General features: G+C 72.0%; 29 protein-coding genes. 11 read left to right on the forward strand and 18 right to left on the reverse strand.

Annotation, left to right across the window (positions count from 1 at the left end):
* Positions 1-129: 129 nt before the first annotated feature.
* Positions 130-1,113, reverse strand: coding sequence for a hypothetical protein (locus tag ABT147_RS31340; RefSeq protein WP_351412391.1), 984 nt, complete (start codon positions 1,111-1,113; stop codon positions 130-132).
* Between the two features lie 129 nt (positions 1,114-1,242).
* Positions 1,243-2,115 carry a DUF3558 domain-containing protein gene (locus ABT147_RS31345; RefSeq protein ID WP_351412394.1) on the reverse strand — a complete coding sequence of 291 codons (873 nt, stop codon included), beginning with the start codon at positions 2,113-2,115 and terminating at the stop codon, positions 1,243-1,245.
* A 205-nt stretch (positions 2,116-2,320) separates the two neighbouring features.
* Between ABT147_RS31345 and ABT147_RS31350 the strand changes: the two genes are divergently transcribed.
* Both ABT147_RS31350 and ABT147_RS31355 read left to right on the forward strand, forming a co-directional pair.
* Complete coding sequence (locus ABT147_RS31350; protein WP_351412396.1) at positions 2,321-3,514, forward strand: RtcB family protein; 1,194 nt, start codon at positions 2,321-2,323, stop codon at positions 3,512-3,514.
* Between the two features lie 116 nt (positions 3,515-3,630).
* A complete protein-coding gene (locus tag ABT147_RS31355) occupies positions 3,631-3,966 on the forward strand; it encodes a YnfA family protein (RefSeq protein WP_351412398.1) in 336 nt (111 codons plus the stop codon).
* A gap of 12 nt (positions 3,967-3,978) precedes the next feature.
* On the opposite strand, the gene ABT147_RS31360 is transcribed toward ABT147_RS31355, so the two are convergent.
* Positions 3,979-4,422, reverse strand: coding sequence for an ester cyclase (locus ABT147_RS31360; RefSeq protein WP_351412400.1), 444 nt, complete (start codon positions 4,420-4,422; stop codon positions 3,979-3,981).
* Between the two features lie 145 nt (positions 4,423-4,567).
* Between ABT147_RS31360 and ABT147_RS31365 the strand changes: the two genes are divergently transcribed.
* Both ABT147_RS31365 and ABT147_RS31370 read left to right on the forward strand, forming a co-directional pair.
* Positions 4,568-5,344: an SDR family NAD(P)-dependent oxidoreductase gene (locus tag ABT147_RS31365; protein WP_351412403.1), complete on the forward strand. Its 777-nt coding sequence runs from the start codon at positions 4,568-4,570 to the stop codon at positions 5,342-5,344.
* The gene (locus tag ABT147_RS31370) at positions 5,344-5,496 is read left to right on the forward strand and encodes a hypothetical protein (RefSeq protein WP_351412405.1); all 153 of its coding nucleotides are present in this window, start codon (positions 5,344-5,346) and stop codon (positions 5,494-5,496) included. The genes ABT147_RS31365 and ABT147_RS31370 overlap by 1 nt, the downstream gene beginning before the upstream one ends.
* A gap of 16 nt (positions 5,497-5,512) precedes the next feature.
* On the opposite strand, the gene ABT147_RS31375 is transcribed toward ABT147_RS31370, so the two are convergent.
* Positions 5,513-6,340, reverse strand: coding sequence for a DUF6597 domain-containing transcriptional factor (locus tag ABT147_RS31375; protein ID WP_351412408.1), 828 nt, complete (start codon positions 6,338-6,340; stop codon positions 5,513-5,515).
* Between the two features lie 157 nt (positions 6,341-6,497).
* Between ABT147_RS31375 and ABT147_RS31380 the strand changes: the two genes are divergently transcribed.
* Both ABT147_RS31380 and ABT147_RS31385 read left to right on the forward strand, forming a co-directional pair.
* Positions 6,498-7,616, forward strand: a complete 1,119-nt coding sequence (locus ABT147_RS31380) for an LLM class flavin-dependent oxidoreductase (RefSeq protein WP_351412527.1) — start codon at positions 6,498-6,500, stop codon at positions 7,614-7,616.
* A complete protein-coding gene (locus tag ABT147_RS31385; protein WP_351412410.1) occupies positions 7,613-8,215 on the forward strand; it encodes an FMN reductase in 603 nt (200 codons plus the stop codon). Before ABT147_RS31380 ends, ABT147_RS31385 begins: the two co-directional genes overlap by 4 nt.
* Before the next feature lie 26 nt (positions 8,216-8,241).
* On the opposite strand, the gene ABT147_RS31390 is transcribed toward ABT147_RS31385, so the two are convergent.
* Positions 8,242-9,522 (reverse strand): glycosyltransferase family 4 protein, encoded by a 1,281-nt coding sequence (locus ABT147_RS31390; protein ID WP_351412529.1) that lies wholly within the window; start codon positions 9,520-9,522, stop codon positions 8,242-8,244.
* A 320-nt stretch (positions 9,523-9,842) separates the two neighbouring features.
* Here ABT147_RS31390 and ABT147_RS31395 point away from each other — a divergent pair, with 320 nt between their 5' ends.
* Together ABT147_RS31395 and ABT147_RS31400 are read left to right on the forward strand one after the other, a co-directional pair.
* On the forward strand, positions 9,843-10,616 hold the full coding sequence (locus tag ABT147_RS31395) for a response regulator transcription factor (RefSeq protein ID WP_351412412.1): 774 nt from the start codon (positions 9,843-9,845) through the stop codon (positions 10,614-10,616).
* A 12-nt stretch (positions 10,617-10,628) separates the two neighbouring features.
* Positions 10,629-12,203 (forward strand): sensor histidine kinase, encoded by a 1,575-nt coding sequence (locus ABT147_RS31400; protein ID WP_351412414.1) that lies wholly within the window; start codon positions 10,629-10,631, stop codon positions 12,201-12,203.
* A gap of 204 nt (positions 12,204-12,407) precedes the next feature.
* Here the strand turns inward: ABT147_RS31400 and ABT147_RS31405 are convergent, their stop codons facing one another.
* A complete protein-coding gene (locus ABT147_RS31405) occupies positions 12,408-13,172 on the reverse strand; it encodes a transglutaminase domain-containing protein (RefSeq protein ID WP_351412417.1) in 765 nt (254 codons plus the stop codon).
* Between the two features lie 466 nt (positions 13,173-13,638).
* Here ABT147_RS31405 and ABT147_RS31410 point away from each other — a divergent pair, with 466 nt between their 5' ends.
* Complete coding sequence (locus tag ABT147_RS31410) at positions 13,639-14,139, forward strand: ATP-binding protein (RefSeq protein WP_351412418.1); 501 nt, start codon at positions 13,639-13,641, stop codon at positions 14,137-14,139.
* 13 nt (positions 14,140-14,152) lie between these two features.
* Here ABT147_RS31410 and ABT147_RS31415 read toward each other — a convergent pair whose 3' ends face one another.
* Entirely contained in the window at positions 14,153-15,085 is a 933-nt protein-coding gene (locus ABT147_RS31415; RefSeq protein WP_351412421.1) for a helix-turn-helix transcriptional regulator, read from the reverse strand.
* A 220-nt stretch (positions 15,086-15,305) separates the two neighbouring features.
* Between ABT147_RS31415 and ABT147_RS31420 the strand changes: the two genes are divergently transcribed.
* Entirely contained in the window at positions 15,306-16,772 is a 1,467-nt protein-coding gene (locus ABT147_RS31420; RefSeq protein ID WP_351412423.1) for an MFS transporter, read from the forward strand.
* Positions 16,773-16,835: 63 nt separating this feature from the next.
* Here ABT147_RS31420 and ABT147_RS31425 read toward each other — a convergent pair whose 3' ends face one another.
* From ABT147_RS31425 to ABT147_RS31435, 3 genes are read right to left on the reverse strand one after another with little or no spacing between them, the layout of a single operon-like run.
* Positions 16,836-17,231: a TOBE domain-containing protein gene (locus tag ABT147_RS31425; RefSeq protein ID WP_351412426.1), complete on the reverse strand. Its 396-nt coding sequence runs from the start codon at positions 17,229-17,231 to the stop codon at positions 16,836-16,838.
* A 17-nt stretch (positions 17,232-17,248) separates the two neighbouring features.
* Positions 17,249-18,508, reverse strand: a complete 1,260-nt coding sequence (locus ABT147_RS31430) for a S8 family serine peptidase (RefSeq protein ID WP_351412428.1) — start codon at positions 18,506-18,508, stop codon at positions 17,249-17,251.
* A complete protein-coding gene (locus ABT147_RS31435) occupies positions 18,505-19,116 on the reverse strand; it encodes a hypothetical protein (RefSeq protein ID WP_351412430.1) in 612 nt (203 codons plus the stop codon). Before ABT147_RS31435 ends, ABT147_RS31430 begins: the two co-directional genes overlap by 4 nt.
* 54 nt (positions 19,117-19,170) lie before the next feature.
* Between ABT147_RS31435 and ABT147_RS31440 the strand changes: the two genes are divergently transcribed.
* A complete protein-coding gene (locus tag ABT147_RS31440; protein WP_351412432.1) occupies positions 19,171-19,437 on the forward strand; it encodes a hypothetical protein in 267 nt (88 codons plus the stop codon).
* A 315-nt stretch (positions 19,438-19,752) separates the two neighbouring features.
* Here the strand turns inward: ABT147_RS31440 and ABT147_RS31445 are convergent, their stop codons facing one another.
* The 8 genes from ABT147_RS31445 to bla all read right to left on the reverse strand — a co-directional run bounded on the left by ABT147_RS31445 (position 19,753) and on the right by bla (position 26,879).
* Entirely contained in the window at positions 19,753-20,601 is an 849-nt protein-coding gene (locus tag ABT147_RS31445; protein ID WP_351412434.1) for an ABC transporter permease, read from the reverse strand.
* A 118-nt stretch (positions 20,602-20,719) separates the two neighbouring features.
* Positions 20,720-21,700, reverse strand: a complete 981-nt coding sequence (locus ABT147_RS31450) for an ATP-binding cassette domain-containing protein (RefSeq protein WP_351412436.1) — start codon at positions 21,698-21,700, stop codon at positions 20,720-20,722.
* Positions 21,697-22,119, reverse strand: a complete 423-nt coding sequence (locus ABT147_RS31455; protein WP_351412438.1) for a lasso peptide biosynthesis B2 protein — start codon at positions 22,117-22,119, stop codon at positions 21,697-21,699. Before ABT147_RS31455 ends, ABT147_RS31450 begins: the two co-directional genes overlap by 4 nt.
* Entirely contained in the window at positions 22,116-22,439 is a 324-nt protein-coding gene (locus ABT147_RS31460) for a lasso peptide biosynthesis PqqD family chaperone (protein WP_351412440.1), read from the reverse strand. Before ABT147_RS31460 ends, ABT147_RS31455 begins: the two co-directional genes overlap by 4 nt.
* Positions 22,436-24,295 carry an asparagine synthase-related protein gene (locus ABT147_RS31465; RefSeq protein WP_351412442.1) on the reverse strand — a complete coding sequence of 620 codons (1,860 nt, stop codon included), beginning with the start codon at positions 24,293-24,295 and terminating at the stop codon, positions 22,436-22,438. Before ABT147_RS31465 ends, ABT147_RS31460 begins: the two co-directional genes overlap by 4 nt.
* A 168-nt stretch (positions 24,296-24,463) precedes the next feature.
* Positions 24,464-24,598, reverse strand: coding sequence for a lasso RiPP family leader peptide-containing protein (locus ABT147_RS31470; RefSeq protein WP_351412444.1), 135 nt, complete (start codon positions 24,596-24,598; stop codon positions 24,464-24,466).
* Positions 24,599-25,218: 620 nt separating this feature from the next.
* Positions 25,219-25,680: a hypothetical protein gene (locus ABT147_RS31475; protein ID WP_351412446.1), complete on the reverse strand. Its 462-nt coding sequence runs from the start codon at positions 25,678-25,680 to the stop codon at positions 25,219-25,221.
* Positions 25,681-25,958: 278 nt separating this feature from the next.
* Positions 25,959-26,879: a class A beta-lactamase gene (gene bla, locus ABT147_RS31480; protein ID WP_502983193.1), complete on the reverse strand. Its 921-nt coding sequence runs from the start codon at positions 26,877-26,879 to the stop codon at positions 25,959-25,961.
* Between the last annotated feature and the right edge of the window lie 50 nt (positions 26,880-26,929).

The raw sequence follows: 26,929 nt of genomic DNA on the forward strand, positions 1-26,929 counted from the left end.
ACTCCCCTCCCCTTGCGTGTTGTTGCGCGCAACAGAGTGGCACATGTGTACGGCAAACGGGTCGCCGGATGGCGCGGAGCCCGGTCCCCTCGGGGGCCGGGCTCCGGGGAAACTCCAGGTGGGGCGGAGCTATGACCTGCTCTTCCGGCTGCCGGACGTGGAGGAACCCGAGTCCGAATCGGAATCCGAGCCACCGTCCGAGTCGGAACTCACATCCGCGCCCGAACCACCCGAGGACGACGACTTCGTCGCTTCCTTCGACGGTGTCTTGGAGGCGCCCTTCGAGGCACTCTTCGACGGGGACGCCGACGCGTCCGTACCGTCGTTCGCGTCCTCGATGGCCTCCACGGCCTCCTTGGCGGCGGACTTCGCGGACTTCAGCAGCGCGGCCGCGTCCGGCGTCTTCTCGCCTGCCAGACCTGCGCCGTTGTAGTCGAGCGTGATGAGCACGTTCTCCGTGCGCACCACGATCGTCTGCTGCTTGAAGGTGTCGCCGTCCTTCTTCAGGTCGTACTTGACGACCGTCGCCTGGTCGCCCGTGCCCGTCAGCGGCTCGGTCTTGACGCTCTTCGCCCCGTCCACGGCCTTGGCCGCGGTCACCTTCGACTCGAACGCCTTGGCCGCGCGGTCCTCGCCGGGGCCGTTCGCCGCGTTCGAGGCGAGCAGATGCAGGGAGACGCTCAGCCAGCGGTACTGGGAGCCGTCCACACCGTTGTTGTCGAGGCTGATCCAGCGGCAGTCGCCGGTCACGTTCTTCTCGGCGGCGTTGATCGCCTTGCCGGACTTCACGCCCTCCGGCACCACCGACTTCAGCGTCTTGTCGGAGAACACCTCGCACGCGTCCGGCAGCGACGCGTACTTCGCCGCGACCACCTCCGGCGTGGGGGTCTCCTTCGCCGCCTCGTTCAGGCCCGCCGGGGTCTCGTCACCGGAGGCGCTGTCGGAGCCGGAGTCCGACGAACAGCCGACCGCCAGCAGCATCACCGGCACGACCGCCGCGCCCACGAGAACCCGGGCCCGGCCCGGACGCCCGAGACGCCCGACGCGCGCCACCCGTGGCGAGCGCTCGCTGAGCGGTGACTGGTGCTGGTCTGACTCTGCGGCTCGTTGCATGGTTCCTTCGCAATCGGACAAACGGACAATCGGATCGAGGTTCCGAGAGGCCACCGTACGCGGTGATGAAGAAGTGCGGTCCTGATTCAGGGGGTTCACGCGGACGCCCGAACCACCCCCGAGCGCCCCTCAGTCGTCGAACGCCTCGGACAGCCGCTTCGCCAGATTCCGGGCCCTGTCCTGCATTTCCTCACTGTCCGGCACCACCGTCGTGGTCGCCGGCTGCTCCTCGTACTCGACGGTCACGATCACGTTGGACGTGCGGAACACCACAGTCACCGTCCGCTGCTTGCTCGTCCCGAGCGCGTCGTCGAGGAACGCCTCGTCGCCGAGATCGCCGAGTGTGCGGGGCAGGAGGGAGGCGGGGGTGCCGGAGGCGGTGGGGGAGGACGTGGAGGAACCGGAAGAGCCGGAAGAACCGGAGGGGGACGATGAGCGGGACGCGGAGGTCGAGGGGCTCGTCGACGGCTCGGCGGTGCTCGCCCCCGTCTGCGCCGGCTCGTCGCTCTCCTCGTCCGTCCCCTCACTCTCCTCCGCGGAGGCCGTCGGTGTCGGCTCCGGGAGGTCCGCCGCCTCGACCTTGCCGCCGTACACCTCCTGCGCCTTGCTGTCGTCGCTGACCGCGTTGGCGAACGACACGACCCGCTCGAAGTCGACGAACAGATAGTGGGTGGCGTCCGTGGACTCCACCTTCCAGCGGCAGCCGGCCTTGCGGTCCGTGTCGTACGTCTGCGTCGCCTCGCCCTCGTACGCCTGCTCGCGCTGGGCCGGGTCGGTGAGCTGCTTGATGCCGGGGAGGAGGGAGTCGAGGGTGCCCTGGTCGACCGAGGCGCAGGGTACGGGGAGCGTGTCGTAGCGGCCGGGCTGGGCGACGGTGGCCGACGCGGTGGCCTCGCCGGGGCGGGGGTCGTCGGTCGAACCGTCGTCGTTCGATCCCGTGCACGCGGCCAGCAGTGCCGCGAGGAGCACGGCGACGCCGGGTACGTACGCCTTCCGCTGCACGGTGGGGCTCCTCTCGACGGGGTCCCTCGGGACGCCTGCGCAGTCCTGCCTGTGGTTATTCACTTGCCGCCCGGGGGTGACCCCCGGGCACCATGTGTATCGCACGCACTGCCGTGGACGCCGGTCCGGCATCCCTTTTCATGGACCTTGGCGCCGGTTTTGCATTCTGAGACTTTGATCTGCTTTTCGGGGGAATGAGGGCGTTATGTCGTATGTCGAGATACCGGGCGCGAAGGTACCCATCCGTCTGTGGACCGACCCCGCGTCGGTCGAGGAGGGGGCCCTGCAGCAGCTCCGCAACGTGGCGACCCTGCCGTGGATCAAGGGCCTGGCCGTGATGCCGGACGTCCATTACGGCAAGGGCGCGACGGTCGGGTCCGTCATCGCGATGCGGGGAGCTGTGTGTCCCGCGGCGGTGGGTGTCGACATCGGCTGCGGGATGTCGGCGGTCAAGACCTCCCTCACCGCCAACGACCTTCCCGGGGACCTCTCCCGGCTGCGGTCGAAGATCGAGCAGGCGATTCCGGTGGGGCGGGGGATGCACGGCGATCCCGTCGATCCGGGGCGGCTGCACGGGTTCGCCGTCGGGGGGTGGAACGGGTTCTGGGAGCGGTTCGACGGGGTCGCGGGAGCGGTCAAGTTCCGTCATGAACGGGCTGAGAAGCAGATGGGAACGCTCGGCGGCGGAAATCACTTTGTCGAAGTCTGCACGGATTCGACTGGTTCTGTCTGGCTGATGCTGCACTCCGGCTCCCGGAACATCGGCAAGGAGCTGGCGGAGCATCACATCGGCATCGCCCAGAAACTCCCGCACAACCAGGGCCTCGTCGACCGTGACCTCGCCGTCTTCGTCGCGGACACCCCGCAGATGGCGGCGTACCGCAACGACCTGTTCTGGGCTCAGGAGTACGCGAAGTACAACCGCTCGATCATGATGGCGCTCCTCAAGGACGTCGTCCGCAAGGAGTTCAAGAAGGCGAAGCCGACCTTCGAGCCCGAGATCAGCGCGCACCACAACTATGTGGCCGAGGAGCGCTACGACGGCATGGACCTCCTGGTGACCCGCAAGGGCGCGATCCGCGCGGGGTCCGGCGAGTACGGGATCATCCCGGGCTCGATGGGCACCGGCTCGTACATCGTGAAGGGGCTCGGCAACGAGAAGGCCTTCAACTCGGCGTCGCACGGCGCGGGTCGGCGGATGAGCCGGACGGCGGCGAAGCGGCGCTTCTCGACGAAGGACCTGGAGGAGCAGACGCGGGGCGTGGAGTGCCGCAAGGACTCCGGTGTCGTGGACGAGATCCCGGGCGCCTACAAGCCGATCGAGCAGGTCATCGACCAGCAGCGGGACCTGGTGCAGGTGGTGGCGAAGCTGAAGCAGGTCGTGTGCGTGAAGGGCTGACGCCCTGGCCGGTGACGGACTGGCTGGTGACGGCCCCCGCCGGCGGGGGCCGTCAGAAGTAGTACGCGTCTGCCGTGTCCAGGGCCGGGACGCGCACCCGTGGGAGGCTGCGGGGCATGGTCATCGCCCGTTCCGCCGTCCTCTTCCTGCTCGCCGCGCTGTTCGAGATCGGTGGGGCCTGGTTGGTGTGGCAGGGGGTGCGGGAGCAGCGGGGGTGGGTGTGGGTCGGGGCCGGGGTCGTGGCGTTGGGGGCGTACGGGTTCGTCGCCACGTTCCAGCCGGACGCGCACTTCGGGCGGATCCTCGCCGCGTACGGCGGGGTCTTCGTCGCCGGGTCGATCGCCTGGGGGATGGTCGCGGACGGCTACCGGCCCGACCGCTGGGACGTGACGGGCGCGCTGATCTGCCTCGCGGGCATGGCGGTGATCATGTACGCGCCGCGAGGCGGGTGACATCGACGGTCGTTACGACGGCTGCGCCAACTCCTCCGGCAGCAGGCCGAGCTGGTTCATGAAGTCCAGCTGGTCGAAGTAGAGCCGGTAGCTGGTGATCTGGCCGTCGCGGACGGTGGCGAAGTCCACGCCGCGCATCCTGACGGACTTCTGGGTCGCGGGCAGGGACGTCCCGTCGGGGAGGGCCAGCGGGCCGGTGTTCGTGCCGGTGAAGATGCCCTCGTCGATGGCCGTGTCGCCGACCTCGAACGAGGCGAGCGACTCGTACCTGGCCTCCGGCATGGCGTCCGTCATCTGGCGCCAGTACTCGGCGATGGCGTTCCGGCCGTGGATCTCTCCGCCGTCGGGGGTGTGCGCGACCGCGTCCTCCGCGAAGAGGTTCGCGACGGTCTTGGGGTCCTGATGTGTGGTGAGCGCCTCGGTGAGCTGGTCCATCAGCTCGCGCGCCTGTCCCATGATCCACCTCCTGCACAGGGGATCACCCGTCTCATTGTCTCACCGCCCGCCTATCCTGGCCGGGCGGGAATCGTTCGATCACCGGGCGGTTCCCCGCCCGGTCCCGGCCGGTCCCGTTCGATTCGTACTGCCTCAGGAGCAGCTCATGGCCACCGCCGTACCGTCCGCCGCCTCCCGCATCGCCGTCGTCACGGGTGCGAGCAGTGGGATCGGCGCCGCCACGGCCCGGCAGCTCGCCGCGGCGGGGTACCGCGTCGTGCTGACCGCGCGCCGCAAGGACCGTATCGAGGCGCTCGCCGAGGAGATCAACGGTGGCGGCGGGCAGGCCACGGCGTACCCCCTGGACGTCACGGACCGCGCGGCGGTCGACGAGTTCGCGACCGCCTTCAAGACGATCGGCGTGCTGGTCAACAACGCGGGCGGCGCGCTCGGTGCCGATCCGGTCGCGACCGGCGACCCGGCGGACTGGCGCACGATGTACGAGACGAACGTCATCGGCACGCTCCACATCACCCAGGCCCTGCTGCCCGCGCTGACCGCGAGCGGTGACGGCACGGTGGTCGTGGTGTCGTCGACGGCCGGGCACGGGACGTACGAGGGCGGCGCGGGCTATGTCGCCGCCAAGCACGGCGCGCACGTCCTCGCCGAGACGCTGCGGCTGGAGATCGTGGGCACGCCGGTGCGGGTCATCGAGGTCGCGCCCGGCATGGTGAAGACGGACGAGTTCGCCCTGACCCGCTTCGGCGGCGACGCGGACAAGGCGGCGCGCGTCTACCAGGGCGTCGCGGAGCCCCTGACCGCCGACGACGTCGCCGACACGATCACCTGGGCGGTCACCCGGCCCAGCCATGTCAACGTCGACCTGCTCGTCCTGCGCCCCCGCGCCCAGGCCTCCAACACCAAGGTCCACCGGGAGCTGTGATGGCCTCCGAGAGCGAGTCGACTCCCGAGAAGCGCCGGCTCGCCGAGGAGAAGAGGAACGAGCGGTATGTGTGGTGGTACCTCGCGTACTTCCTCTTCGGCATCCACATCGTGGCCTTCGTGATGATCTACGCGGTCACGCACGCGAAGTAGCAGATCATGTGGCCCTTCAGGCCGGGGACACCGCTTCCGCGTACGCCGTCGGCGGCACCCCCACCGTCGCCGTGAAGTCGCGGACGAGGTGGGCCTGGTCGGCGTAGCCGAGGTCGGCGGCGAGGGCGGCCCAGTCGGTCGACCGGTCGGTCGTCCGGTCGGTCTCGGCGCGTTCCAGGGCCTCGTGGATGCGGTAGCGGAGGATGACCCACTTGGGGCCGACGCCCACGTACGCGGAGAACAGGCGCTGCAGGAGCCGTACGGACAGGCCCTCGGCGCGGGCGAAATCGGTGACCCGGCGGATCGTGCGGTCGGTGCGGACGCGGTCGACGAGGGCCATGGCGAGGTCGGCCTGGGGGTCGGGGCGTGGGCCGAGTCCTGTCAGGAAGGCGTCGAGGGCGGCGACGCGGGCGTCCTCGTCGTCGGGGGCCAGGATCGCGGCCGGGTCGATGTCCATGTCCGGGAACGCCTCCGGCTGTCGTACGCGGCGGCCGGTCCAGTGGGTGGCGGGGTGGGCCGGGGCGAAGGGGCGGAAGCCGCCGGGGCGGAACTGGATGCCGCAGACCCGGCCCCTGCCCTCCAGTTTCTGGGTGAAGAGGCCGGTGCCGATGCCGGAGATCTCGGCGAAGGGCTCCTGTCCCTCGTACCGCTGGAAGACGACGTTCACCGACGGGTGCGGGACGACCTGGGAGACGTACGGCTCGGGCAGGTCCCAGTCGATCAGCCAGTAGTGCTCCAGATACGGGCGCAGCGGTTCGGCGGGTTCGCGGCGGCGGAAGCGGACCCGGGCGAAGAGCTCCGGGGCGTCGACGATGCCTCGGGTGTCACGGCGTGGGGCGGCCATGGGGCGATCGTAGGGACTGCCACTGACACCGGCCCCCCGAGACCGCCACAGACACCGGCCCCGCAGACCGTCGCTCGCGGCGGAGGAATAGTGGAGAGGGGGCCCTCGTTCATGGGTATAGTTGAATCGTAAACAACCTCGGAGGGTGGCAGCGATGATGCAGTTCGGGATCTTCAGCGTCGGTGATGTGACGCCGGACCCCACCACGGGCCGGACGCCGACCGAGCGCGAGCGCATCAAGGCGATGGTCGCGATCGCGCTGAAGGCGGAGGAGGTCGGGCTCGACGTCTTCGCCACCGGTGAGCACCACAACCCGCCGTTCGTGCCGTCGTCGCCGACCACCATGCTCGGCTATGTCGCCGCGCGGACCGAGAAGCTGATCCTCTCCACCTCCACGACCCTCATCACCACCAACGACCCGGTGAAGATCGCCGAGGACTTCGCGATGCTCCAGCACCTCGCCGACGGGCGGGTCGACCTGATGATGGGGCGCGGCAACACCGGGCCCGTCTACCCGTGGTTCGGGCAGGACATCCGGCAGGGCATCAACCTCGCCATCGAGAACTACGCCCTGCTGCACCGCCTGTGGCGCGAGGACGTCGTGAACTGGGAGGGCAAGTTCCGCACGCCGCTCCAGAGCTTCACCTCCACGCCCCGCCCGCTGGACGACGTACCGCCGTTCGTCTGGCACGGCTCCATCCGCTCGCCCGAGATCGCCGAGCAGGCCGCGTACTACGGCGACGGCTTCTTCCACAACAACATCTTCTGGCCGGCCGACCACACCAAGCGGATGGTCGAGCTGTACCGGCAGCGGTACGCGCACTACGGGCACGGCACGCCCGAGCAGGCGATCGTCGGGCTCGGCGGGCATGTGTTCATGCGGAAGAACTCGCAGGACGCGGTACGGGAGTTCCGGCCGTACTTCGACGTCGCGCCGGTCTACGGCAACGGGCCCTCCCTGGAGGACTTCACCGACCAGACCCCGCTCACCGTCGGGTCGCCGCAGCAGGTGATCGAGAAGACGCTGGCGTTCCGCGAGTACGCCGGTGACTACCAGCGGCAGCTGTTCCTCGTGGACCACGCGGGGCTGCCCCTGAAGACCGTCCTGGAACAGCTCGACATGCTCGGCGAGGAGGTCGTGCCGGTGCTGCGCGAGGAGTTCGCGAAGGGACGGCCGGCGGATGTGCCGGACGCGCCGACGCACGGGGCGCTGCTGGCCGCGGCGGAGAAGGGCGCGGCGGGCGAGGACGCGGAGAAGAAGGAGAGTGTGTCGTGAAGCTCGTCGTCGTCTCGGCGGGGCTGAGTGTGCCGTCGTCCACGCGGTTGCTGGGGGACCGGCTGGCCGCCGCCGTGGTCGGGCGCGACGCGTCCGTCGAGGTGCGGGTCGTCGAACTGCGGGACCTCGCGGTCGAGATCGCGCACAACCTCACCAACGGGTTCCCGGGTCGGAAGCTCGCCGCCGCGCTGGACGCGGTGGCGGGGGCCGATGGGCTGGTCGTGGTGACGCCGGTGTTCTCGGCCTCGTACAGCGGGTTGTTCAAGTCGTTCTTCGATGTGCTCGAACGCGATGTGCTGGCCGGGAAGCCGGTGTTGATCGCCGCGACCGGGGGGTCGGCTCGGCATTCGCTGGTGCTGGAGCATGCGATGCGGCCGTTGTTCGCGTATCTGCGGGCCGTGGTGGTGCCCACGGGGGTGTATGCCGCGTCCGAGGACTGGGGAGCGGAGGGGCTGGCCGGGCGGATCGATCGGGCGGCGGGGGAGTTGGCCGGTTTGATGGGTGGGCTCTCCTCCGGGAAGGCGGGCGTGGATTCTGCTGAGCCCGAGGGGTTCGTTGTTGTGCCCTTCGCTGAGCAGTTGGCGGCGTTGAAGGGCTGAGATGCGCCGTAGGGGTGCGGATGTCGTCAGGCTGCGGGTTGATTGTGGTTGCTCGCGCAGTTCCCCCCGCCCCTTGCCGGAGTCGGTGCGGCCCTCTTCCATGAACGCGCCCTCCGCCGCAGCCAGGCCCTCGCCCTCGTCGACTGTCGTTCCCAGGTGCGGTGGAGCCTGGTCGTGCGCAGGTCGGCGAACAGGTGCTCGTACTCGGTGACGATGGGGGCCGGGTCGTAGCGGTGGGCGCTGGCCAGGGCGGCTCGGCCCATGGCGCGGCGCAGGGGTGGGTCGGCGGTGAGGTCGAGGATGGCTTCGGCGAGGGCGTGGGGGTCGTCGACGGGGACGAGGCGGCCGTCGGTGCCGTCGGTGATGATCTCGGCGGGGCCGAGGGGGCAGTCGGTGCTGACGACCGGGACACCGCAGCGCATGGCCTCGACGAGGGTCATGCCGAAGGACTCGGCCTCGGAGGCGCTGACGACGATCGAGGCCCGCGCGAACTCCTCCTCGATGGGGGTGTGCGGGCCCATCAGATGGGCGCGGTCGGTGAGGCGGAGGTCCTGGATGAGCGTCTCCAGGCGGTCGTGCTGCTTGCCGCCGCCGTAGATGCGCAGCTGCCAGTCCGGTTCCTTCGCGGCGACCGTCGCGAACGCCTCCAGGAGGAGGTCGAAGCGTTTGCCCCGGGACAGGCGGCCGGCGGCCGCGATGACGGGGGCCGTGCCGTCCGACGGGGCGACCTGGGCCGGCGGGACGATGTTGGGCACCGACATCACCCGTACGCCCGGCAGTTTCATCCGCGCGCGGTACACCGCCGCGTCCGCCGCCGTCGTCGTGACGACCGCGTCCAGGGCGCGGTAGTGGCGGGCGAGGACCTTGCGGAGCTGCTTGGTGTGGGCGTCGTGGCGCAGGTGCTCCTGGCCGATGCGCAGGGCGCGGCGGGGCGCGAAGCGCGAGACGTAGACGTTGATGCCGGGGCGGGTGCCGATGACGACGTCCGCGCCGCAGCGGGCCAGATAGGCGCGGACCCGCAGGTCGGTGAGGCGGCTGTACTGGCGGTGCCGCTTGTCCTGTGCCGGGAAGTCCACGGCGGGCTGCACCTGGGCCGGATCGCGCAGGTCGGGGCTGTAGGGGCGGATGTCCACCAGGGGGACGAGCGTGACTCTCGGATCGACCGTGAAGCGCGGTTCGTCGAGGTGACGGGCCATCGAGGCGATCTCCACGTCGTGGTGGTCCGCGAGCGCCGACGCCAGGTTCAGCGTCGTACGGACGGTGCCGCCGATGGCGTACGCGTTGTGCAGCAGGAACACGATCTTCATGCGGCGGCTCAAGGTCCTACCTTCCCGACGGCGTGAGCGGTGCGGTGACGCGGTCGTAAGAGGTTGTGCGTTGTACGAGGTTGTGCCAGGAGGAATGCGATTGTCCGGTGATGCGGGTGGTGGTGCTGGTTTGGCTGGTTCGGACCCTTTGTACTCCATCTGCTCGCTCTGACCGGGTTCCCGTGCGGGCCGGTGTCACACGGACACGCTGCTCCGGAGCGGTAAGTCGCACGCCCGGTCGGGGTGAGAGGCCGGTAAGAAGGGGGGCCCGGTGCTCCGGACGTGGTGGTGGGCGCCCGTGACCTTGGCAGACTGGGGAGGTGCCCCAGAACGTGCTGCTAGCCGAGGACGACCGCGCCATCCGCCATGCCCTGGAACGCGCGCTGACCCTGGAGGGGTACGAGGTGACGGCGGTCGCCGACGGCGTCGAGGCGCTCGCCCAGGCCCACCGCAACCGGCCCGACGTGCTCGTCCTCGATGTGATGATGCCCGGCATAGACGGCCTCCAGGTCTGCCGGGTGCTGCGCGCGGAGGGTGACCGGACGCCGATCCTGATGCTCACCGCGCTCGTGGAGACCGCCGACCGGATCGCCGGCCTCGACGCCGGCGCGGACGACTACGTCGTCAAACCGTTCGACGTGGAGGAGGTGTTCGCGCGGCTGCGCGCGCTGCTGCGGCGGACGAGCGGCCCCGGCGGGTCGGGGGGCTCGGGAGGCTCGGACGGGTTCGCGACCACCTCGCCCCAGTCGTCCGCCGCCTCGGCCTCGGCAGGCTCCGCGTCCCCGGAGGCCGGCGGGCTGCTCACGGCCGCCGGGCTGCGGATGGACGTCCAGGCGCGGCGGGCGTGGCGCGGCGCGCGGGAACTGGAGCTGACCCGGACCGAGTTCGACCTCCTCGAACTGCTGGTCCGCAACTCCGGCATCGTCCTCGACCACGCCACCATCTACGACCGCATCTGGGGCTACGACTTCGGGCCCGGCTCCAAGAACCTCGCCGTCTACGTCGGTTATCTGCGCCGCAAGCTCGACGAGCCCGGGGCGCCCGCGCTGATCCACACCGTGCGGGGTGTGGGGTACGCGCTGCGGGAAGACTGAGGGCGGCGCGCGGTGCCGTCGCCCCGTCCCGTCCGGGCGCTGCCCCGGCTGCTCTCCCGGCTGAAGCCCGTCCCCTCGCTGCGGGCGACGTTCACCGTGTCGTTCGTGGCGGTGGCGTGTGTCGTCACCGTCCTCGTCGGGATCCTCAGTTACAGCGCGGCGGCGCGGCTGGTGCGGGTCGACGAGCAGACCGTGTTCGCCGAGGTCGTACGTGATCTGCGGGAGCTGGTCGAGCAGGACCCGCTGACACCGGAGGACTTCGCGCCCAGCGGCAGCGGTGGCCCACGCGACGACCTGATCCGCTCCGGCCGTACGGACGTCCAGGTGCTCGGCCCCGGCGGGGAGATCCTCGACAAGGGCGCCCCCGGCCTGCCCGTACGCGACGCGGACCGCCGTACGGCCGACGCGGCGCTCGCCGGGGTCACGGTCGAGCACGGCGAGGTGGAGGTCGGCAACGACCGCTACCGGGTGGTGACCGTCGCGCTCGGCGGGGGCCGGGGCGCGGTGCAGGTCGCGCAGGAGTTCAGCGACACGGAGGATCTGCTGCGGGAGCTGCAGCAGCGGACCCTGCTGTTCGTGTCCGGCATCGTCATCTCGGCCGGGCTGTTCGGATGGTGGCTGGCCCGGCGGCAGACCCGGCGGCTCGTGCAGCTGGCGGGGGCGGCGGAGGATGTGGCGCGGACCGGGCATCTGGGCATCCAGGTGCCGGTCGCGGGCCGGGACGAGGTGGGGCGGCTCGGCCGTTCCTTCGACCGCATGCTGGTCCGGCTCGCCCAGTCCGAGGAGGACCAGCGGCGGCTGGTCCAGGACGCGGGCCACGAACTCCGCACCCCTCTCACCTCCCTCCGTACGAACATCTCCCTGCTCCGGCGCATCGACGAGCTGCCGCCCCGGGTGCGCGAGGAACTCGTCGACGACCTCTCCCAGGAGGCCCTCGAACTGACCGACCTCGTCAACGAGTTGGTCGACCTCGCGGCCGGGCAGTCCAGCACCGAGCCCGTGCAGCGGGTGCAGCTGGCCGACCTCGCGGAGGACGTCGCGGGGACCGCGCGCCGGCGTACCGGGCGCCGGGTCGTCGTCCGCGTGGCCGGTGACACGACCGTCGAGGGGCGGGCCGGGGCGCTCCAGCGGGCCATCTCCAACCTGGTGGAGAACGCGGCGAAGTTCGACCGCGGGGGCTCGGGGGCGATCGTGGTCGTCGTGGCGCGGGGTTCGGCGGGGGCCCTCGGTGAGCTGGGCGAACTCGGCGAGCTGGGTGAACTCGATGAGCTGGGGGGCCTCGGCGATTTCGGTTCGCTCGCGGGACCGGGCGAACCCGGGGACGACTCCGGTGTCGTCCGCGTCGAGGTCCTGGACCGGGGCCCGGGGGTCCCAGACTGCGACCTCGAACGCATCTTCGACCGCTTCTATCGCGCCCCGGACGCCCGCAGCCTGCCCGGATCCGGGCTCGGCCTGTCGATCGTCCGGGCGGTGGCGGCGGCGCATGGCGGGGCGCCCTTCGCGTTCCGGCGGGAGGGCGGGGGGCTGGTGACCGGGTTCACGGTGCGGGGGGCGGAGGAGCAGGGGGCTCCGCTGCGGCGGGCTTAGGGCTCCGGGGGGGGGGGAGGGGGAGTGCGAGAGCCGTGTCGATCAAGAACCGTGTCAATCAGGAGCCGTGTCAGTCGAGAGCCGTGTACTCGTCCGGTGGGTCGGCCAGTTCCGGGTGTTCGACGGTGTAGGACGAGCCGTGGAGCGTCAGCATCGCCCAGTGCCAGGCCTCGTCGTGGAAGACGAGGCGTCAACGTGGTGCGGTCAGGTGGTGCGGCGGGTCGCGCCCGCGCTCCAGCGGCCGAGGACCGGTTCGGTGAGGGTGCGGGCCGTCCGGCAGAGGGTCTGGCCGTGGCGGGCGAAGAGTTCGTCGCGGTCGTCGAAGTGACCGAGGTCGGCGACGACCTGGGCGGAGAGGTCGCAGGCAGTGCCGGGCGCCGTGCCGGGCGCGGTGCCGCAGGTGTCCCACTGGACGCCGGTACGGGCGATCGCGTCGAAGAGGGTCTCGCCGCCCTTGTTGGCGAAGCCGCCTTCGCCCGGGTCGGGGGCGTCGAAGAGCTCGCCGATGGGGACCCACGCGCCGCTGATCCTGAACTCCGGCCAGGCCAGCAGGACCTGCTCCGGCACGAACGGCTTCAGCCGTGGGAACCGCGGATACCAGAAGGCCCCGTCCACGAGCAGCCCGCGCACCCGTGTCCGTACGCGTACGGCCCGGGCGACCGCCTCCAGCGCCGCCATCCGCTGGCTGCACGAGCCGCGCCGCAGCCGCAGGGTCCGTGACACGGGCCGGCCGTCCTCGACCGAGTACACCGGCCGTACGTTCCGCGCGACGATCCGGTGCGCGGTCCGCAGCGCGTCACGCGGTGTCGCCTCGCTCAGCACCCGGCGCGCGACCGCCCCGACCAGCGGATCGTCGTGGTCCAGGATCGCCGTGGCCCGTGTGGACCCGGCCACGTCCGCCGGTTCCCGGGCCGGTGCCCCGGTCCGTCTGGCCTGCGCGTCGTACGACATGAGCAACCGACTGGTCATGACAGTTCCGTCCCCGTACCCGTTCCGTTTCGCGCTCCCCGGGGAGCGCCGCCCGTCCCCTGCGGGCGCCCTCGGCCATCATCACACGGCGTACCGGCCGGGCGCGGGCCACTCAGGGTGAGGGTCGGGCCGGGGCTGCCGGGTGCTCGACGACGCGCTTTCGTAGTACTTCCACCGACCCCATTGCGGCGGCGCGAACACGCCGACTACGGTCATTCCTGCGCTCACGGAGAGTGCTCGAACGATTACTCACACGCATTCTGCCTGCATCTCGCCCCGCACTCGGTCTCGCCGCTCATCCGCAGTCCGTTCGCAGTTCGTCCGCAGTCCGTCCGCAGTCGTCCGTAATCCACCCCTGCGTACCGCCAGTTGAAAGCGCGCCCCGGGCCGTCGACACCCGAGGAGGAGCCACCGACGCGGTAGGGACCCGAGCAATCCCTTCTCGTCGCAACGGAGTTGATCACCCATGACCGAAACTGCCCCAAGCCGCCCCGCCCCAATCCCCAGCACCACTCCCTGGCTCTCGCCCGCGGCGACGACGTACACCCTCTTCTGTCCGCCCCTCGACAGCTCCCCGCACATCGCCCGCGACTTCGTCACCAGCGTCCTGCGCGCCCTCGGCCTCGACGCCCTCGTCGACGCGGCCGCCCTGTGCACATCCGAACTGGTCACGAACGCCTGTGTGCACGCCAAAGGAGGAGGATCGGTTCTCTGGCTCGCGGTGGAGGCCTGGCGGGTCAGAGTGATCGTCTACGACGGTGACGAGAACCCGCCGGTCATAAGGGAGTTGACCCCCGGCGGATGGGAGGAGGGCGGCCGAGGTCTCTACCTCGTGGACGCCCTCACCGAGGGCCACTGGGGAACCGCCGCCGCCCTCCCCAACGGCGGCGGCCTCGTCCACCCGGACGGCAAGGCGGTGTGGTTCGACCTGGCGGCGCCGAGGGTGTCGACGGTGTCCAGCGTGTAAGGACAGCTGGTTCTCAGCGTCGTACGGCCGTGGTGCTCCACGTGCTCCGTGCCACCGGTGTCGTCGTCGGGCCGCCCAGCAGGCCCAGAGCCGCTTCCGACGGGGACCCGGGCTCCGCCGTGTACGCGATCAGGCGGTGGTCGGGGGTGCCGGGGACGAGCAGGTTCTCGAAGGTCAGGGTGAGCGGGCCGGCGAGCGGGTGACGCAGATGCTTCACACCGGAGGTGCAGGTACGGACGGAGTGGCGGGACCAGAGGGCGGTGAACTCGGGCGACAGCACGGTCAGTCGGCCGATGAGTTCGGCGAGGAGACGGTCGTCGGGGTGGCGCCCGGCGAGGAGGCGGAGGGAGGCCACGGCCAGCGCCGCCTCCTCCGTCCGGTGCGGGTGGAGATCGCGGTACCGGGCGTCCAGGAAGAGCATCCGGGTCAGGTTGGGGCGGTCGGCGGGCAGGTCCGGGGCCTCGGGCGGCAGATGGGCGGCGAGGAGGGCGTGGCCGAGGGGGTTCCAGGCGAGGACGTCGTTGCGGCGGCTCAGGACGAGGGCCGGTACGTCGGTCATGGCGGCCAGCAGCCGACGCGTCGAGGGGGTCGCGTGCTCCGCACGTGCCGTGGCGGGGCGGGTCGCTGAGGGATCGGAGGAGGGACGGGGCCGGGGAGAAGACGAGGAGGACGGGCGGGCCAGGGTCTTCAGATGGGCGATCTCGTCCCCGGTGAGGCGCAGGGTGCGGGCGAGGGAGTCCAGGACGCTGTCGGAGGGGCTGAGGGCGCGGCCCTGTTCGAGGCGGGTGTAGTGGGTGATGCTCACCCCCGCGAGCATCGCCAGCTCCTCGCGGCGCAGGCCGGTCACCCGGCGACGGGTCGGATGCGGGGCGATGCCGACCTCCTCGGGGCGCAGCGCGGCGCGACGGGACCTGAGGAAGTCGCCCAGCTCGGACGGGGCGTTCATCGTGCCTCCTGGCGCGGGGCGAGGGGTGCTGTGTCGGGCGCGGCGGGGCCGTGGGCGGCTCCCCTTCCATCATGCACAGGGCCGGGGACGTACGGGTGCCGTGAGGGTGGTGCCGCGATGACCACCCTCACGGCGGCTGTGCGGGACAGGGTTCTGGCTGGGGTTCTCGGGGCGGGCGAGCCTCTCTCCGTACACAAGGAGAGGGAAGGGACTCGACGACATGTCCGTCACAGACCCGGAGGCGGCGGCCGGTTCGGCGCCTTGCCGCGTACCGGACACAGCCGCCCGGCCGGCCACCCCCGCGCTCACCCCGAGGCTCCGGCTGACCCTCGTGGTGCTGCTCGCGGCTCAGTTCATGCTCGCCGTGGACTTCTCCATCCTGAACGTGGCGTTGCCGGTGATCGGGGAGGGGGTGGGGTTCTCACCGGGGAATCTGCAGTGGATCGGCACGGCGTTCGCGCTGTGCGCGGCGGGGTTCACGCTTCTCTTCGGACGGGTGGCGGACCTGTTCGGCCGTCGCCGTGTCTTCCTCGGCGGGCTGGCGGTGCTGGGCGTGGCCTCGCTGGTCGGCGGTCTCGCGCGGGACCCGGAGGTCCTGATCGCGGCCCGGGTCCTCCAGGGGCTGGCGACCGCCGCCGTCACCCCGGCCGGGCTGTCGCTGCTGACGACCTCCTTCCCGGAGGGGCCACTGCGGGAGAGGGCGCTGGGTCTCAACGGGGCGTTGATGTCGGCCGGCTTCACCACGGGCGCGATCCTCGGGGGCCTGCTCACCGATCTGCTCTCCTGGCGCTGGGCGTTCTTCGTCAACGTGCCCGTCGCCCTCGCCGTCCTCGTCGTCGCGCCGATGGTCGTCAAGGAGTCCCGCGTCCGGAAGCGGCCCAGGCTGGACGTGCCGGGTGCCGTCAGCGTCACGCTCGGTCTGCTGGCGGTCGTCCTCGGCCTGACCCGGGCCGGCGAACACGGCTGGGGTTCGCCCTCCGCACTGGTGGCCCTCGCGGCGGGCGCCGTCCTGCTCGTCGTCTTCTACGCCGTCGAGCGCGGGGCGACCGCGCCGCTGGTGCCGGTCGGAGTACTCGGGAAGCGGTCGGTGGCCTGGGGGAACGCCGCCGGGCTGATCGCGTTCCTCACCGAGACGTCGCTGGTCTTCCTGCTCACCCTCTACCTCCAGGAGGTGCTCGGGTTCTCACCGCTCGCCGCCGGGCTGTCGTTCGGGGTGCTGGGCGTCGGGACGGTCGTCGGCGGAACCCTCGCGCCCAGGGTCATCGGCAGGCTCGGCACCAGGCGGACGCTGATCGTCGGGGGCGCCGTCCAGACCGTCTTCACCGCCGCCCTGCTCGGGCTCGGCGACGAGCGGTCATGGCTGGGCCTGCTACTGGTGTGCACCTTCGCCGGCGGGGTCGGCAACATGCTGGTCATCGTCGGCTTCATGGTCACCGCCACCTCCGGGCTCGCCGACCACGAGCAGGGCCTCGCCACCGGTCTGGCCACCATGACCCAGCAGATCGGCATCACCATGGGCACGCCCGTCATGAGCGCCGTCGCCACCGCGGGCCTCGGCGACGGCGGCACCACAGCCGTCCTCGGCGGGCTCAAGGTCGCCATCGCCGTCAACGCGGCCGTCGTGCTCCTCGGCACTCTCACGAGCGCGGTGTTCCTGCGCGACGGCCGGGCGGGAGCGCCACGGTGACGTCGTCTCGGCCCGTGCACGCCCGGTCGGCCTCTGCGTGTCATCTTCGGTCGGCGGAGGGTTTCACGTTCGGTCGATGTGGACGTTCGTGGACTTCACTCGGGCCGTGGCCTCCATGCCGACTTCCAGGCCGAGTTCTTCGACGGCCTCGCGGGTGAGGAGGGAGACCAGGCGGTGGGGGCCCGCCTGGATCTCGACCTGGGCGGCTACGTCGCCGAGCTTTACGGCGGTGACGATGCCGGGGAAGGCGTTGCGGGCCGAGGTGTACGGGGCGTCGGTCTCGTCGGTGGGGTCCGAGGCCAGTTCCACGGAGAAGGCCGCGAGGTCCGTGCCGTCGATGAGCCGGCGTCCGTTCTCGTCGCGCCGCGTCGCCACCCGGCCCGCGTCCGCCCATCGCCGCGCGGTGTCGGGGCTGACCCCGAGCAGCCGCGCGGCCTGACCGATCGTGTAGGACTGCATGGGCGCCAAGATATGCGTCAGCGGGTCGGTGCCGTACGCCGCCGCCCCGCCCGGCCGATGAGCACCGCCCCCACGGCCAGCAGCAGCCCGACCGCCGCCGCGCCGCCGCCGATCGTCACCAACTCCGAGTCCAGCTCGGGGTGCTTGGTCTTCGAGGTGCCGTCCGGGGTGCCGAGGTGTTCCTCGCCCTGGTACGCGACCGGTTCGGTGCGGTCCGCCGGCGGTTTCCCGGCGGCCTCGATCGCGGCGGGGGCATCGATGATTCCGTAGCCGTCCAGTGGGCTGTGGCCCTGAGCGGCGTGCCCGGCGGTCGTGGTCAGGATCGTCCGGACCTGCGCCGGGGTCAGCTTCTCGTTGTGGGAGAGCATCAGGGCGACGACACCGGAGGCCAGGGCCGTCGCGGGCGAGGTGCCGTCGATCGTCGCGTAGCCGCCGGTGTCGCTCGCGCTCATGATGTCCACGCCGGGCGCCGCGACCGCGTTGTACGTCCGTACGGTGGAGAACGCGGCCCGGGTGCCGTCCTGCTGGAGCGCGGTTACGGCGATCACGCCCGGGTAACCCGCCGGGTACTGGGCGTCGTTGGAGAGGTCGCCGTTGTTGCCCGCCGAGGCGAGGACCGGGATGCCCGCCAGCGCCGCGCGGCCCAGGGCGTCGGTCTCGTCCTCGTCGTAGCTGCTGCCGAGGAGCTGGTCGCCGATGGACATGGAGATCACGTCGGCGCCGTGCTCGATCGCGTAGTCGATGCCCTGCGCGATGGGGTTGCCGCCCTTGACGTACGTCGGCTCCTCGCTTCCGTCGGTCACCCGGAGCGAGAGGATCTTCGCCTTCGGGGCGACCTTGAGGACGTCCGAGGCCATCGCCGTACCGTGCCGGCCCTCGTTGTCCGCCTGCTCGGAGTCCGAGCCCTCCCCGAAGTAGTCGGGGCCCGTGGTCACCTTGCCCTTGAGCGCGGGGTGGTCGGCCTTGACGCCGGTGTCGAGGACCGCGACGGTGACGCCCTCGCCCTGCGCGAGCCGCTGCGCCGCGTCCAGCTTCAGCGCCTGGTGCTCCCAGGACCGGGGGACCGTCTCGGCCGCGCTCGCCGTACCCGTGGCGGCCGTGGTGAGCAGCAGTGCGGCGGTCGCCGTGACGACGCCGGCCCGCCGCCGCACGCTCCTGCCGGTGCCGGTGCCGGTGCTCACACCTGCGCCCGCGCTCATATCTGTGCCCCCGCTCATCCCCGTGTCCTTGCTCATCGCCGTGCTCGTGCCCATGCCCATGCCCGTGCCCGTGCTCATGAGGTCTCCAGGAGCAGGTCGCCGAGGTGGTAGTCGACGTCGTCGCACAGGGCCTTCGCCGCGCCCCGCCACGGGGCGCGGTCGTCGCCCGCGTCCCAGTTGTGGCTGCCGAACTCGCCGGGCAGATGGCCCGCCCTGCGGCCGTCGACCGCGCCGGTGGAGGCCACGAGGACGTACGGCAGGGACGATTCCGCGATCGCGACCCCCGCCCCGCCGTTGCTCCGCGCGTCGCTCCACTTCGCCGCGATCGTGCCGGGCACGGCGAACGCCTTCACCCCGACCTCGGGGTCGAGTTTGTCCTCGTCCTTCTCGAAGAACGCGGTCATCTCGTCCTTCGCGGACTGCCCGGCGGGCAGCACGATCAGCGCGACCGTGCCGACGGTGTTCCCCGTCGGGTCCACGTACGTGGCGCGCAGCACCGCCTCGCAGTCGAGCTTGGCGACGGCGGCCGACGTGACCTTGTTGAGCCCCTTCGCGCAGTCGGTGTCCTCGGATATGCCGACGCGGTGCCACGTGGCGCGCGAGTTGTCGGGCCTCGTGGTCGTCGCGTTCACCCGGGGTGCCAGGGAGTCGGGGAAGAGCTCGTCCGCCGGCTCGTTCCGCCACATCGTCGGGCCGTAGCCGTCACGGTTGGGAATGTCCTGGCTCGCGTTCGAGTACGCGTGACCGACCAGGAGACCGCCGCCGAGCATGCCGAGCAGCCCGACGAAACCGAGGGCGCCGGCGAGACAGCCGCGCGCCGCGCCGCCCTTGGCCGGGGGCGGCGCCGGGACCGGGGCGGGGTGCGGGGCCTGGCCCTGAGCGGGCGGGTGAGACTGATACGGCTGCTGTGGCCGCTGCGGCTGCTGTGTTTGATACGGCTGCTGGTGTGGCTGGTGTGGCTGGTGTGGCTGACCGTACGGGCCAGGTGGTTGTCCGTAAGGGCCTGACGGTTGTCCGTACGGGCCCGATGGCTGTCCGTAGCCTCCGGCTTGGCCGGGCTGCTGGGGCGGTGTCGGATAGGACATGGCCCCTCTCCTCGTCGTCGGTGTCACTGAACGGGCGCGCGACGCACGGAGAGACGAGCGGAAAGCGACGACGCGAAGCGGGAGTCGGCAACGCGAAGCGAAATGGGCACAGTTGCACCCGCACATGCCCCCGTGCATGCGAACGCCGATCATATAGAGCCACTTTGACGAGTCGTCGACCCGCTACCAAGACGTGATCAGTCGTGCACTCGGCCTCCCCGCACCCATCACCCGGCCTCAGTCGATCCGTGAGAACCGGCGGGCGGCGAGCAGCAGGAGGAGCAGGGACGGGGCCACGACCAGGGCGAGTTCCAGGACGACCGGCGGGGTCCAGCCCCACCACTCGGGGCCCGCGTGGAACCAGGCCGGGGCCGCGGTGGTCGTGTCCGGGGCGGGCATGGTGCGGCGCAGGGCGTCGACGCCGTAGCTGAGCGGGTTGGCGAGGACGGCGGCGCCGAGCCACGACGGCAGGCCGCCGACCGGGAAGAGCGCGCCGGACAGCAGCATCGCCGGGGCCATCGCCAGGCCGGAGACGATCTGGAAGGTCTCCGGGCGCCGGATGCACACGGCCGCCGAGACACCCAGCGCGGTGAGCGCGAACGCGAGCGCGGCGGCCTCGGCCAGCACCAGCAGCAGCCGGGGGTGGTAGGGCAGCCCCATCGGGCCGGCGAGGGCGAGGACGGGCAGCGCGTACAGGGCCCCGGTGGTGGCGCCGCCCAGACAGATGCCCACCAGGACCGCGCCGCGCCGCACCGGCGCCACCAGCATCTGGCGCAGGAACCCCGACTGCCGGTCCCACATGATCACCGTACCGACCGCCACGGCCGGGCCCTGGACGACCATCAGCAGCGTGCCGGGGAACAGGAACGCCTGGTAGTGCCCGAGGTCACCCCCGGCGGAGCCGATCCCGTCCCCGAGCACGAACAGGAACAGCAACGGCGCCGCGAGCCCCATCACCAGCCGGGCCCGGTTGCGCAGGAACCGGGTCATCTCCCGCCGCCAGAGGATGCGGACGGTCCGTAGATCGGCCGTGAACGGACCGGTGGGGGAGGGGGAGAGGGCGTCGGACATGGCTGCCGATGACACGGGCATGCCTCCTCGGAGGGCCGGGGAAGAGCGCCCCGGCGGGGGCGCGGGAAACTGCGCGACCGGCCACGACGGCGCCGCGGCCGACCGACAACCCCGTCACGGCACCCTCAGCCCCTCAGCGGGGCGCATCGCGGAGCGTGTGGTGCAGGAACACGTCGTCGAGGGTCGGGGAGGCGACCGTCACGGAGCGCACGGGGACGGTGAGCCCGGCGCAGAGGCGGGGGACGAGGGCGGCGCCGTCGGGCGCGCGCAGACGTACGCCGTCGGGGCCGGTCTCCGCCGGGAGGCCGAACGACCGGCGCACCGTCTCGGCGGCCCGCTCGTCGTCATCGGTGCGCAGGGTGACGACATCCGCGCCGATGACCGACTTCAGCGCGCGGGGCGTGCCCTCCGTGACCAGTTCGCCGTGGTCGATGATGGCGATGCGGTCGCAGTGCTCGGCCTCCTCCAGATGATGCGTGGTCAGGAAGACGGTGATGCCGTGCTCCCGGCACAGCAGCCGCAGATGCTCCCAGAGCGCGGCCCGGGTCTGCGGGTCGAGTCCGGCGGTGGGTTCGTCGAGGAAGAGGACCCGGGGGCCGTGCACCAGGGCCCGGGCGATCTCCAGCCGGCGGCGGGTGCCGCCGGAGAGGGTGCGTACGGTGTGGCCGGCCCGGTCGGCGAGACCGACCAGGCCCAGCAGGGCCGCGCTCGCCGCGCGGGCCGCCGCGCCGGGCAGCCCGTACAGCTCGGCCTGCAGCCGCATGCTCTCCATCGCGGTCAGGTCCTGGTCGAGGGTCTGTTCCTGGAAGACGACGCCGATCCGCCGCCGTACCCGCCCGGCCTCCCGGACCACATGGGCCCCGGCCACCCACGCGTCGCCCAGGCTGGGGCGCAGCAGGGTGCAGAGCATGCCGACGGTGGTGGTCTTGCCCGCCCCGTTGGGGCCGAGGAACCCGAAGATGAGGCCCGCGGGGACGGCGAGGTCGAGTCCGACCACGGCCTGACGGGTCCCGTAGAGCTTGCCGAGGTCCTCGGTGCGTACGGCGAAGTCGTCGGAGCGGCCGGGGAGGGTGCCCATGCGGACGGGGTCGGGGCCGGGGGCCCTCTCCGTCACGGACGCACCCGTGGTGCGACCGTCATGATCGGTGGGATGCCCGGGGTGAGCGGCAGGTCGTCCACGGGACGGCCCTCCGCCTCCACCCACGCGTGGGCGACCATCGGGACCGTACGCATCCCCGTGCGCCATGTGGGCCACACGCCCCGGGCGCGGCAGAGCAGGGCGGTGGCGATGGACCGGGGCAGACAGCCCTGCCCGGCGCAGCGCACGCTGACCGCGACGATCTCGGCGCGGGCGCGGGCCGCCTCGGCGTAGGTGGCGGGGCGGCCGCCGCGCGAGCAGGCGGTCAGGATCCGCCGGATGCGCAACGGGGAGAGCCGGCCGATGAGATGGGCCGCGCCCACCGCGAGGAGCGGGAGCGGCCGCCGGTGCAGGGGCAGCCGTCGGCGTTCCTGGAAGACGGAGGGGACGCTCATGCCACCACCAGCCCGTTGTCCGCCAACTCGGCGGTCAGCGCGGCGACATCGGCCGCCGCCCGCTCCTCGGACACCTGGTACCGCGCCATGAGCACCCGGACCGCGTCGGCCGGGGAGTCCCCGTCGAGCAGGACCCGCAGGATCAGCGCGCCACTCGCGTTCAACTTGAAGTACCTCCCCTTGCGTTCGTCCAGCAGCACCATCCCGTCCTCGACGTCGGACACGGAGACGTGCCGCCGCAGCGTCAGTCGCGGTGTCGGCCGCGGTGCCGTGCCCCCGGCCCGCTTCCCCGTATGCCGCCGTCCTCCGGTCGTGCTCATGCCGCCGCCTCGCTTCCCAGGGCCGGCGTCGCCGCCGTCGGGCCCGAGTGCGCGCGGAGCCAGGTCTCGACGGCGAGGGTCGCTTCGAGGGTCACGGGGGAGAGCCGGGGCGGGAACATGCTGAGGCAGGCGCGGCGCAGGGCGTCGGCGTCGACGAGACCGAGGGTCGCGAGGAGCGGCCGGTCGAGGAGTTCGGCCAGGTCGGCGCGGCGGGTGCGCAGCCCGCTGCGCATCTCGGCGCTGTACTCGCCCTTGGTACGGCGCGCGAGCAGCTCGGCGGGCACCGCCTCCCGCATGGCCCGCACCAGGAGCGGCTTGTACGCGAACGGGGTGGTCCGTTCGTGCAGCCGTACGGACAGGGCCGCCTCGATCACCCGGTCGTCGTAGAAGGGGTGGTGCGTCGGCAGGCCCGCCTCGCTGGTGACACGGGCGAGCTGGCGTGCCAGCCGGGTGCCGTTGTGCACGGACCACAGCGCCTCGTGCTGCCCCCGGGTCGGCGCGAGCGGCTCGGCTTCGAGCGCGGTCTGCCAGAGCAGTTCGCGTACGGCCGCCGCCGCGTCCGGGCTCGCCCAGGGCGGGAGTTGGGGGCGCAGCAGCTGCCAGCCGAGGGCGGGGGAGCCGTCCAGGGCCAGTACGGGGGACAGGTCGCGGGCGGTGTCGGCGAGCCAGCGCCCGTACGAGCGGCGGTCGGCCAGCGCTCGCAGCGTCGGCAGCAGATGCCAGCGCTGGGCGGAGACGGTCGCCCGGAGGTGGGTGAGCGCGGTGCGCGGCCGGGTTCGAAACGTGGAGTGCAGATACGGCGGACGCGCCGACAGGATCTGGTCCGCGCCCTCGCCGGACAGATGCAGCCGCGAGCCCAGCCCCGCCAGCCGCCGCGCGGTCTCCGCGAACGGGGCCCGGACGCGGGCGCCCGTGAACGGCTCGTCCACGCCCTCGCCGGCCCGCAGCACCCCGGTGTAGTGCGGTGGCAGTTCGGCCATCGGCAGTACGTGGTGGTCCGTGTCGCGGAGATGCTCCGCCGCCCGGCGGGCCCAGGCGAGGTCGTCGTTGGCGGGGTCCGCGCCGGTGAGGGTGAGGGCCAGCAGCCGGGCGGGGCCCCGCGCGGCGAGGAAGCACAGCGAGGTGGAGTCCAGCCCGCCGGACAGGTCCGAACTGATCGTCCCGCCCCCGGCGGTGCGTACGGCCACCGCGTCCGCGAGCGCCTCGGCCAGCAGCTCCGCGCCCTCGTCGAGCGGCAGTTCGGGCTCGGGGGTCTGCCACCAGCGGCGCGTACGGGCGTTGCCGACGGTGTCCGTCAGCAGTGCCGTACCGGCCGGGACCGCCGACACCCCCCGCCACAGGGGGCGTTCGGCGAGCGGGTGCGGGATCAGCGGGTCCATGAGCCGGAGTGCCACGAGGCGTTCGTCGATGCCGGCGTCGAGGGCCGTGGCCAGGACGTCCGCGCGGTCGCAGGCGACGACGACACCGGCCACCCGGGCGGAGAACAGCCGCCGCAGGCCCGACGCCGTGCCCTGGGAGCGCAGCCGCCCCGACTGCGACGCCAGCAGATGGCAGCCGCCGGTCGGGCCCGAGCCGATCCGGTCGAGCGAGCCGAGCGCGTCGTCACCCCGGACGAGTGCGGCGAGGCGGGGTGCGGTCAGCGGGGAGGGGCCCACGACCGCGACCCGTGCGTCGCCGACCGTCGCGACGGCCATCTCCTCGTCGGCCCACCGCCCGACGAGCCACGGCCGCCCGGACGCGTGCTCCACGATCCGCGTCGCGGTCGCGCCCAGCACGGCGGCCGCCGCCCGGGCCCTGTCGCAGTCGGGCAGCACCGCGAACCAGCCGCTGCCCGGTGTCGTACATTCCGGCGTCACGCGCGTCGACCCCCTGGTGTTCTGTGGCTTGCCGGTGTGTTGTGGATTGCTTTTGTCCGGCGTCTGTCCGTGAATTTTCTGGGGCGCGGCCGGAATTCCTGGAAGAATTCCGGCCGCGGCTCCTCACTCGTTATGGCTCTTTGTGTGAGGTGACGGTTGTGAGGGTGATCAGCAGACGTTGTGCTGGGCGGGATATTCGAAGAAGTTGAATCCGCAGCCGGTGGTCAGCTCCGAGAATCCGGCGATCTCGGCCACCGCCGGCGGCTCGTAGACCGGCTTCTCGTCCATCTGAGGCTGCTCCATCGCATGTCTCCTTCCGTGAACGGTGGAAATTCCGGATACATGCTGCGATACGGGATGTGTGCCCCACAAGGGGTGGTTTTCGCCGCCACGGGTGAGCGGGCGGCGAGTGGATATTCGAGTTTGGGGACGCGGTTTCGGTTCCGTGGCCGACGTGGGATCGGGGCCCGCTCGCGCGGGCGATGGTGAAGCCTCGGGGGTGCGGTGTCCAGCATTCGGTGGATAAACCCGCCGCCCCGGTGATTCGTCCTCGGCGGGGCGATCTTCGGTGTGGGCGAGGGAATTCTTCCCGCCATGGCCGCTTTTCTTCCTCCGGTAATCCGACAATGGCCGAAAGGTTGAAGGGGCTAGTCTGTATACAGAGCGGTGCGCGGGTGTGGTGTGTGGTGTGCGGGTGACCGTCACCTCACAACCCGAGCCCCCGCAACGCCACCGAGACATGCCCCCGCAGTGGGCGGTCCCACCCCGGTACGGTCCCGGCGACATTCCCGACCTCGGCGTCGACGAGCACGGTCAGTGCCTCCTCGGGCAGCGCGGCCGGCTGTCGGCGGGCCAGCGCGACGGCCGCCGTGACCCGTACGGCCTCGTCGGCGGAGGCCAGACAGCCGGTCAGCGCGGTGAGTTCACGGCTGGCGAGCGGCCCGGCCAGGTGCGCCAGCGCGAGATTCGCCGACGCCCGCGCGCCGCCACCACCACCGGCGGCCCCGGCGCCCCCACCGGCCGTGTCCCGGCCCGCCCGCCTCCGCGAGCGCCTCCGCCAGCCCGGGGGCGTTGGAGAACCAGACCACCAGCGCGGCGGCGAGGGCGGCCACGGCCGGGTCGGGGTCGTGCAGCCAGCTCACGAAGGCCGCCGTGTGCGGCTCGGCCGCGCGGTAGGCGTCGGCGGCCCAGCGGAGTGCCACCGCGTCGGCCACGTCGGCGACGGACTCGATGTCCGGGTCCTCCTCCTCGAACAGCACCCGCACCACCGCCGCCACGTCCGCCGCGCCGACCCGGTCCGCCTCCGCGAAGGCCCGTACGGGGTCGAAGGGCAGCTCGTCGTCGCGCGCATCGCCGATGACGACGGCGTGCAGGACGCGGAGCACGGTGGCCCCGGTCGGGCGTCGTGGGAGCGCCGACGAGCGCCACCAGCGGAGCGACCACATGCGCGCTGGCCGGCCACCGGGTGCCCTGGTGGTACACGCTGCCGGTCAGGAACGACACGGCCGTACGCCGGACCGCCGGGTCGGCGTCCGCCAGCGCGGCCAGATGCGCGGGGACGTCCGCGGCCCGGCCGTACGCGTGATGGAGCCCGGCCCAGTCGGTCGGGGAGCCGGTCGGGGAGCCGGTGGGGGAGGAGGACGGCGTACTCACCGCGGCGTGCTCACCCTCCTGTGAGTGCCCCGGCCACCAGCCCCGCCACCTTGGCCACCAGCGGGTTGTCCGAGGGGCCTTCGGGGGCGTGCTTGGTCGTCAGGACGGACAGGACGAGGGGCGGGCGGTGGGGCGGCCAGACGACGCCGACATCGTTGGCGACCCCGTACTGCGACCCGCCGCCCGTCTTGTCCGCGAGCGTCCAGTCGGCCGGAAGGCCCGCGCGGAAACGCTCGATGTTGGTGGAGTTGGCGATCAGCCAGTCGGTCAGCAGTTCCCGGTCCGCGTCCGGCAGGGCCCGGCCGAGTATGAGCCGCGCGTAGGTCCCGCTGATCGCCCGAGGGGTGGTGGTGTCGGTCCTCCGCCAGGGCTCCGCCGAGTTCAGCTGGGGCTCCCAGCGGTCGAGGCGGGTCGTCCGGTCGCCGAGCGAGCGGCAGAAACGGGTGATCGCGGTCGGCCCGCCCAGCTCGCGCAGCAGCAGGTTCGCCGCCCCGTTGTCGCTGTGCGAGACGCTCGCGGAGCACAGCTCCCCGACGGTCATACCGGCCGCGACGTTGGCCTCCTTGACGGTGATGGGGCAGTAGCCCGCCGCCTCGACGTACTCCTTCGTGTAGTGGATCCGCTTGGCGAGGTACTCCCCGTCACGGTCGAGGTCGCGTAACACCGCGCCGGCGCCGAGCGTCTTGAACACCGAGCAGATGGGGAACCGCTCGTCCGCGCGGTACGCCAGCGTGCGCCCCGTGGCCGTGTCGTGGGCGAAGACCCCCAGCCGCGCGGCGTGCTCCCGCTCCAGTTCCCCCAGTTGACGGGAGAAGCCGGGGTCGGAGGGGGCCGAGGCGTACGCCGTTCCGGAACCGAGTGCGCCCAACACGCCCAGCCCCGCCAGACCGCCGAAGCCGAGCACCGTACGGCGGCGGGGACGTGATCCCATGGTTTCCAAGGTTTTCTCCCTATCCGGTCGTGATCTCTGTCCGACTCCGG

Source organism: Streptomyces sp. NPDC001868, assembly GCF_040297125.1.
Classification (GTDB): Bacteria; Actinomycetota; Actinomycetes; order Streptomycetales; family Streptomycetaceae; genus Streptomyces.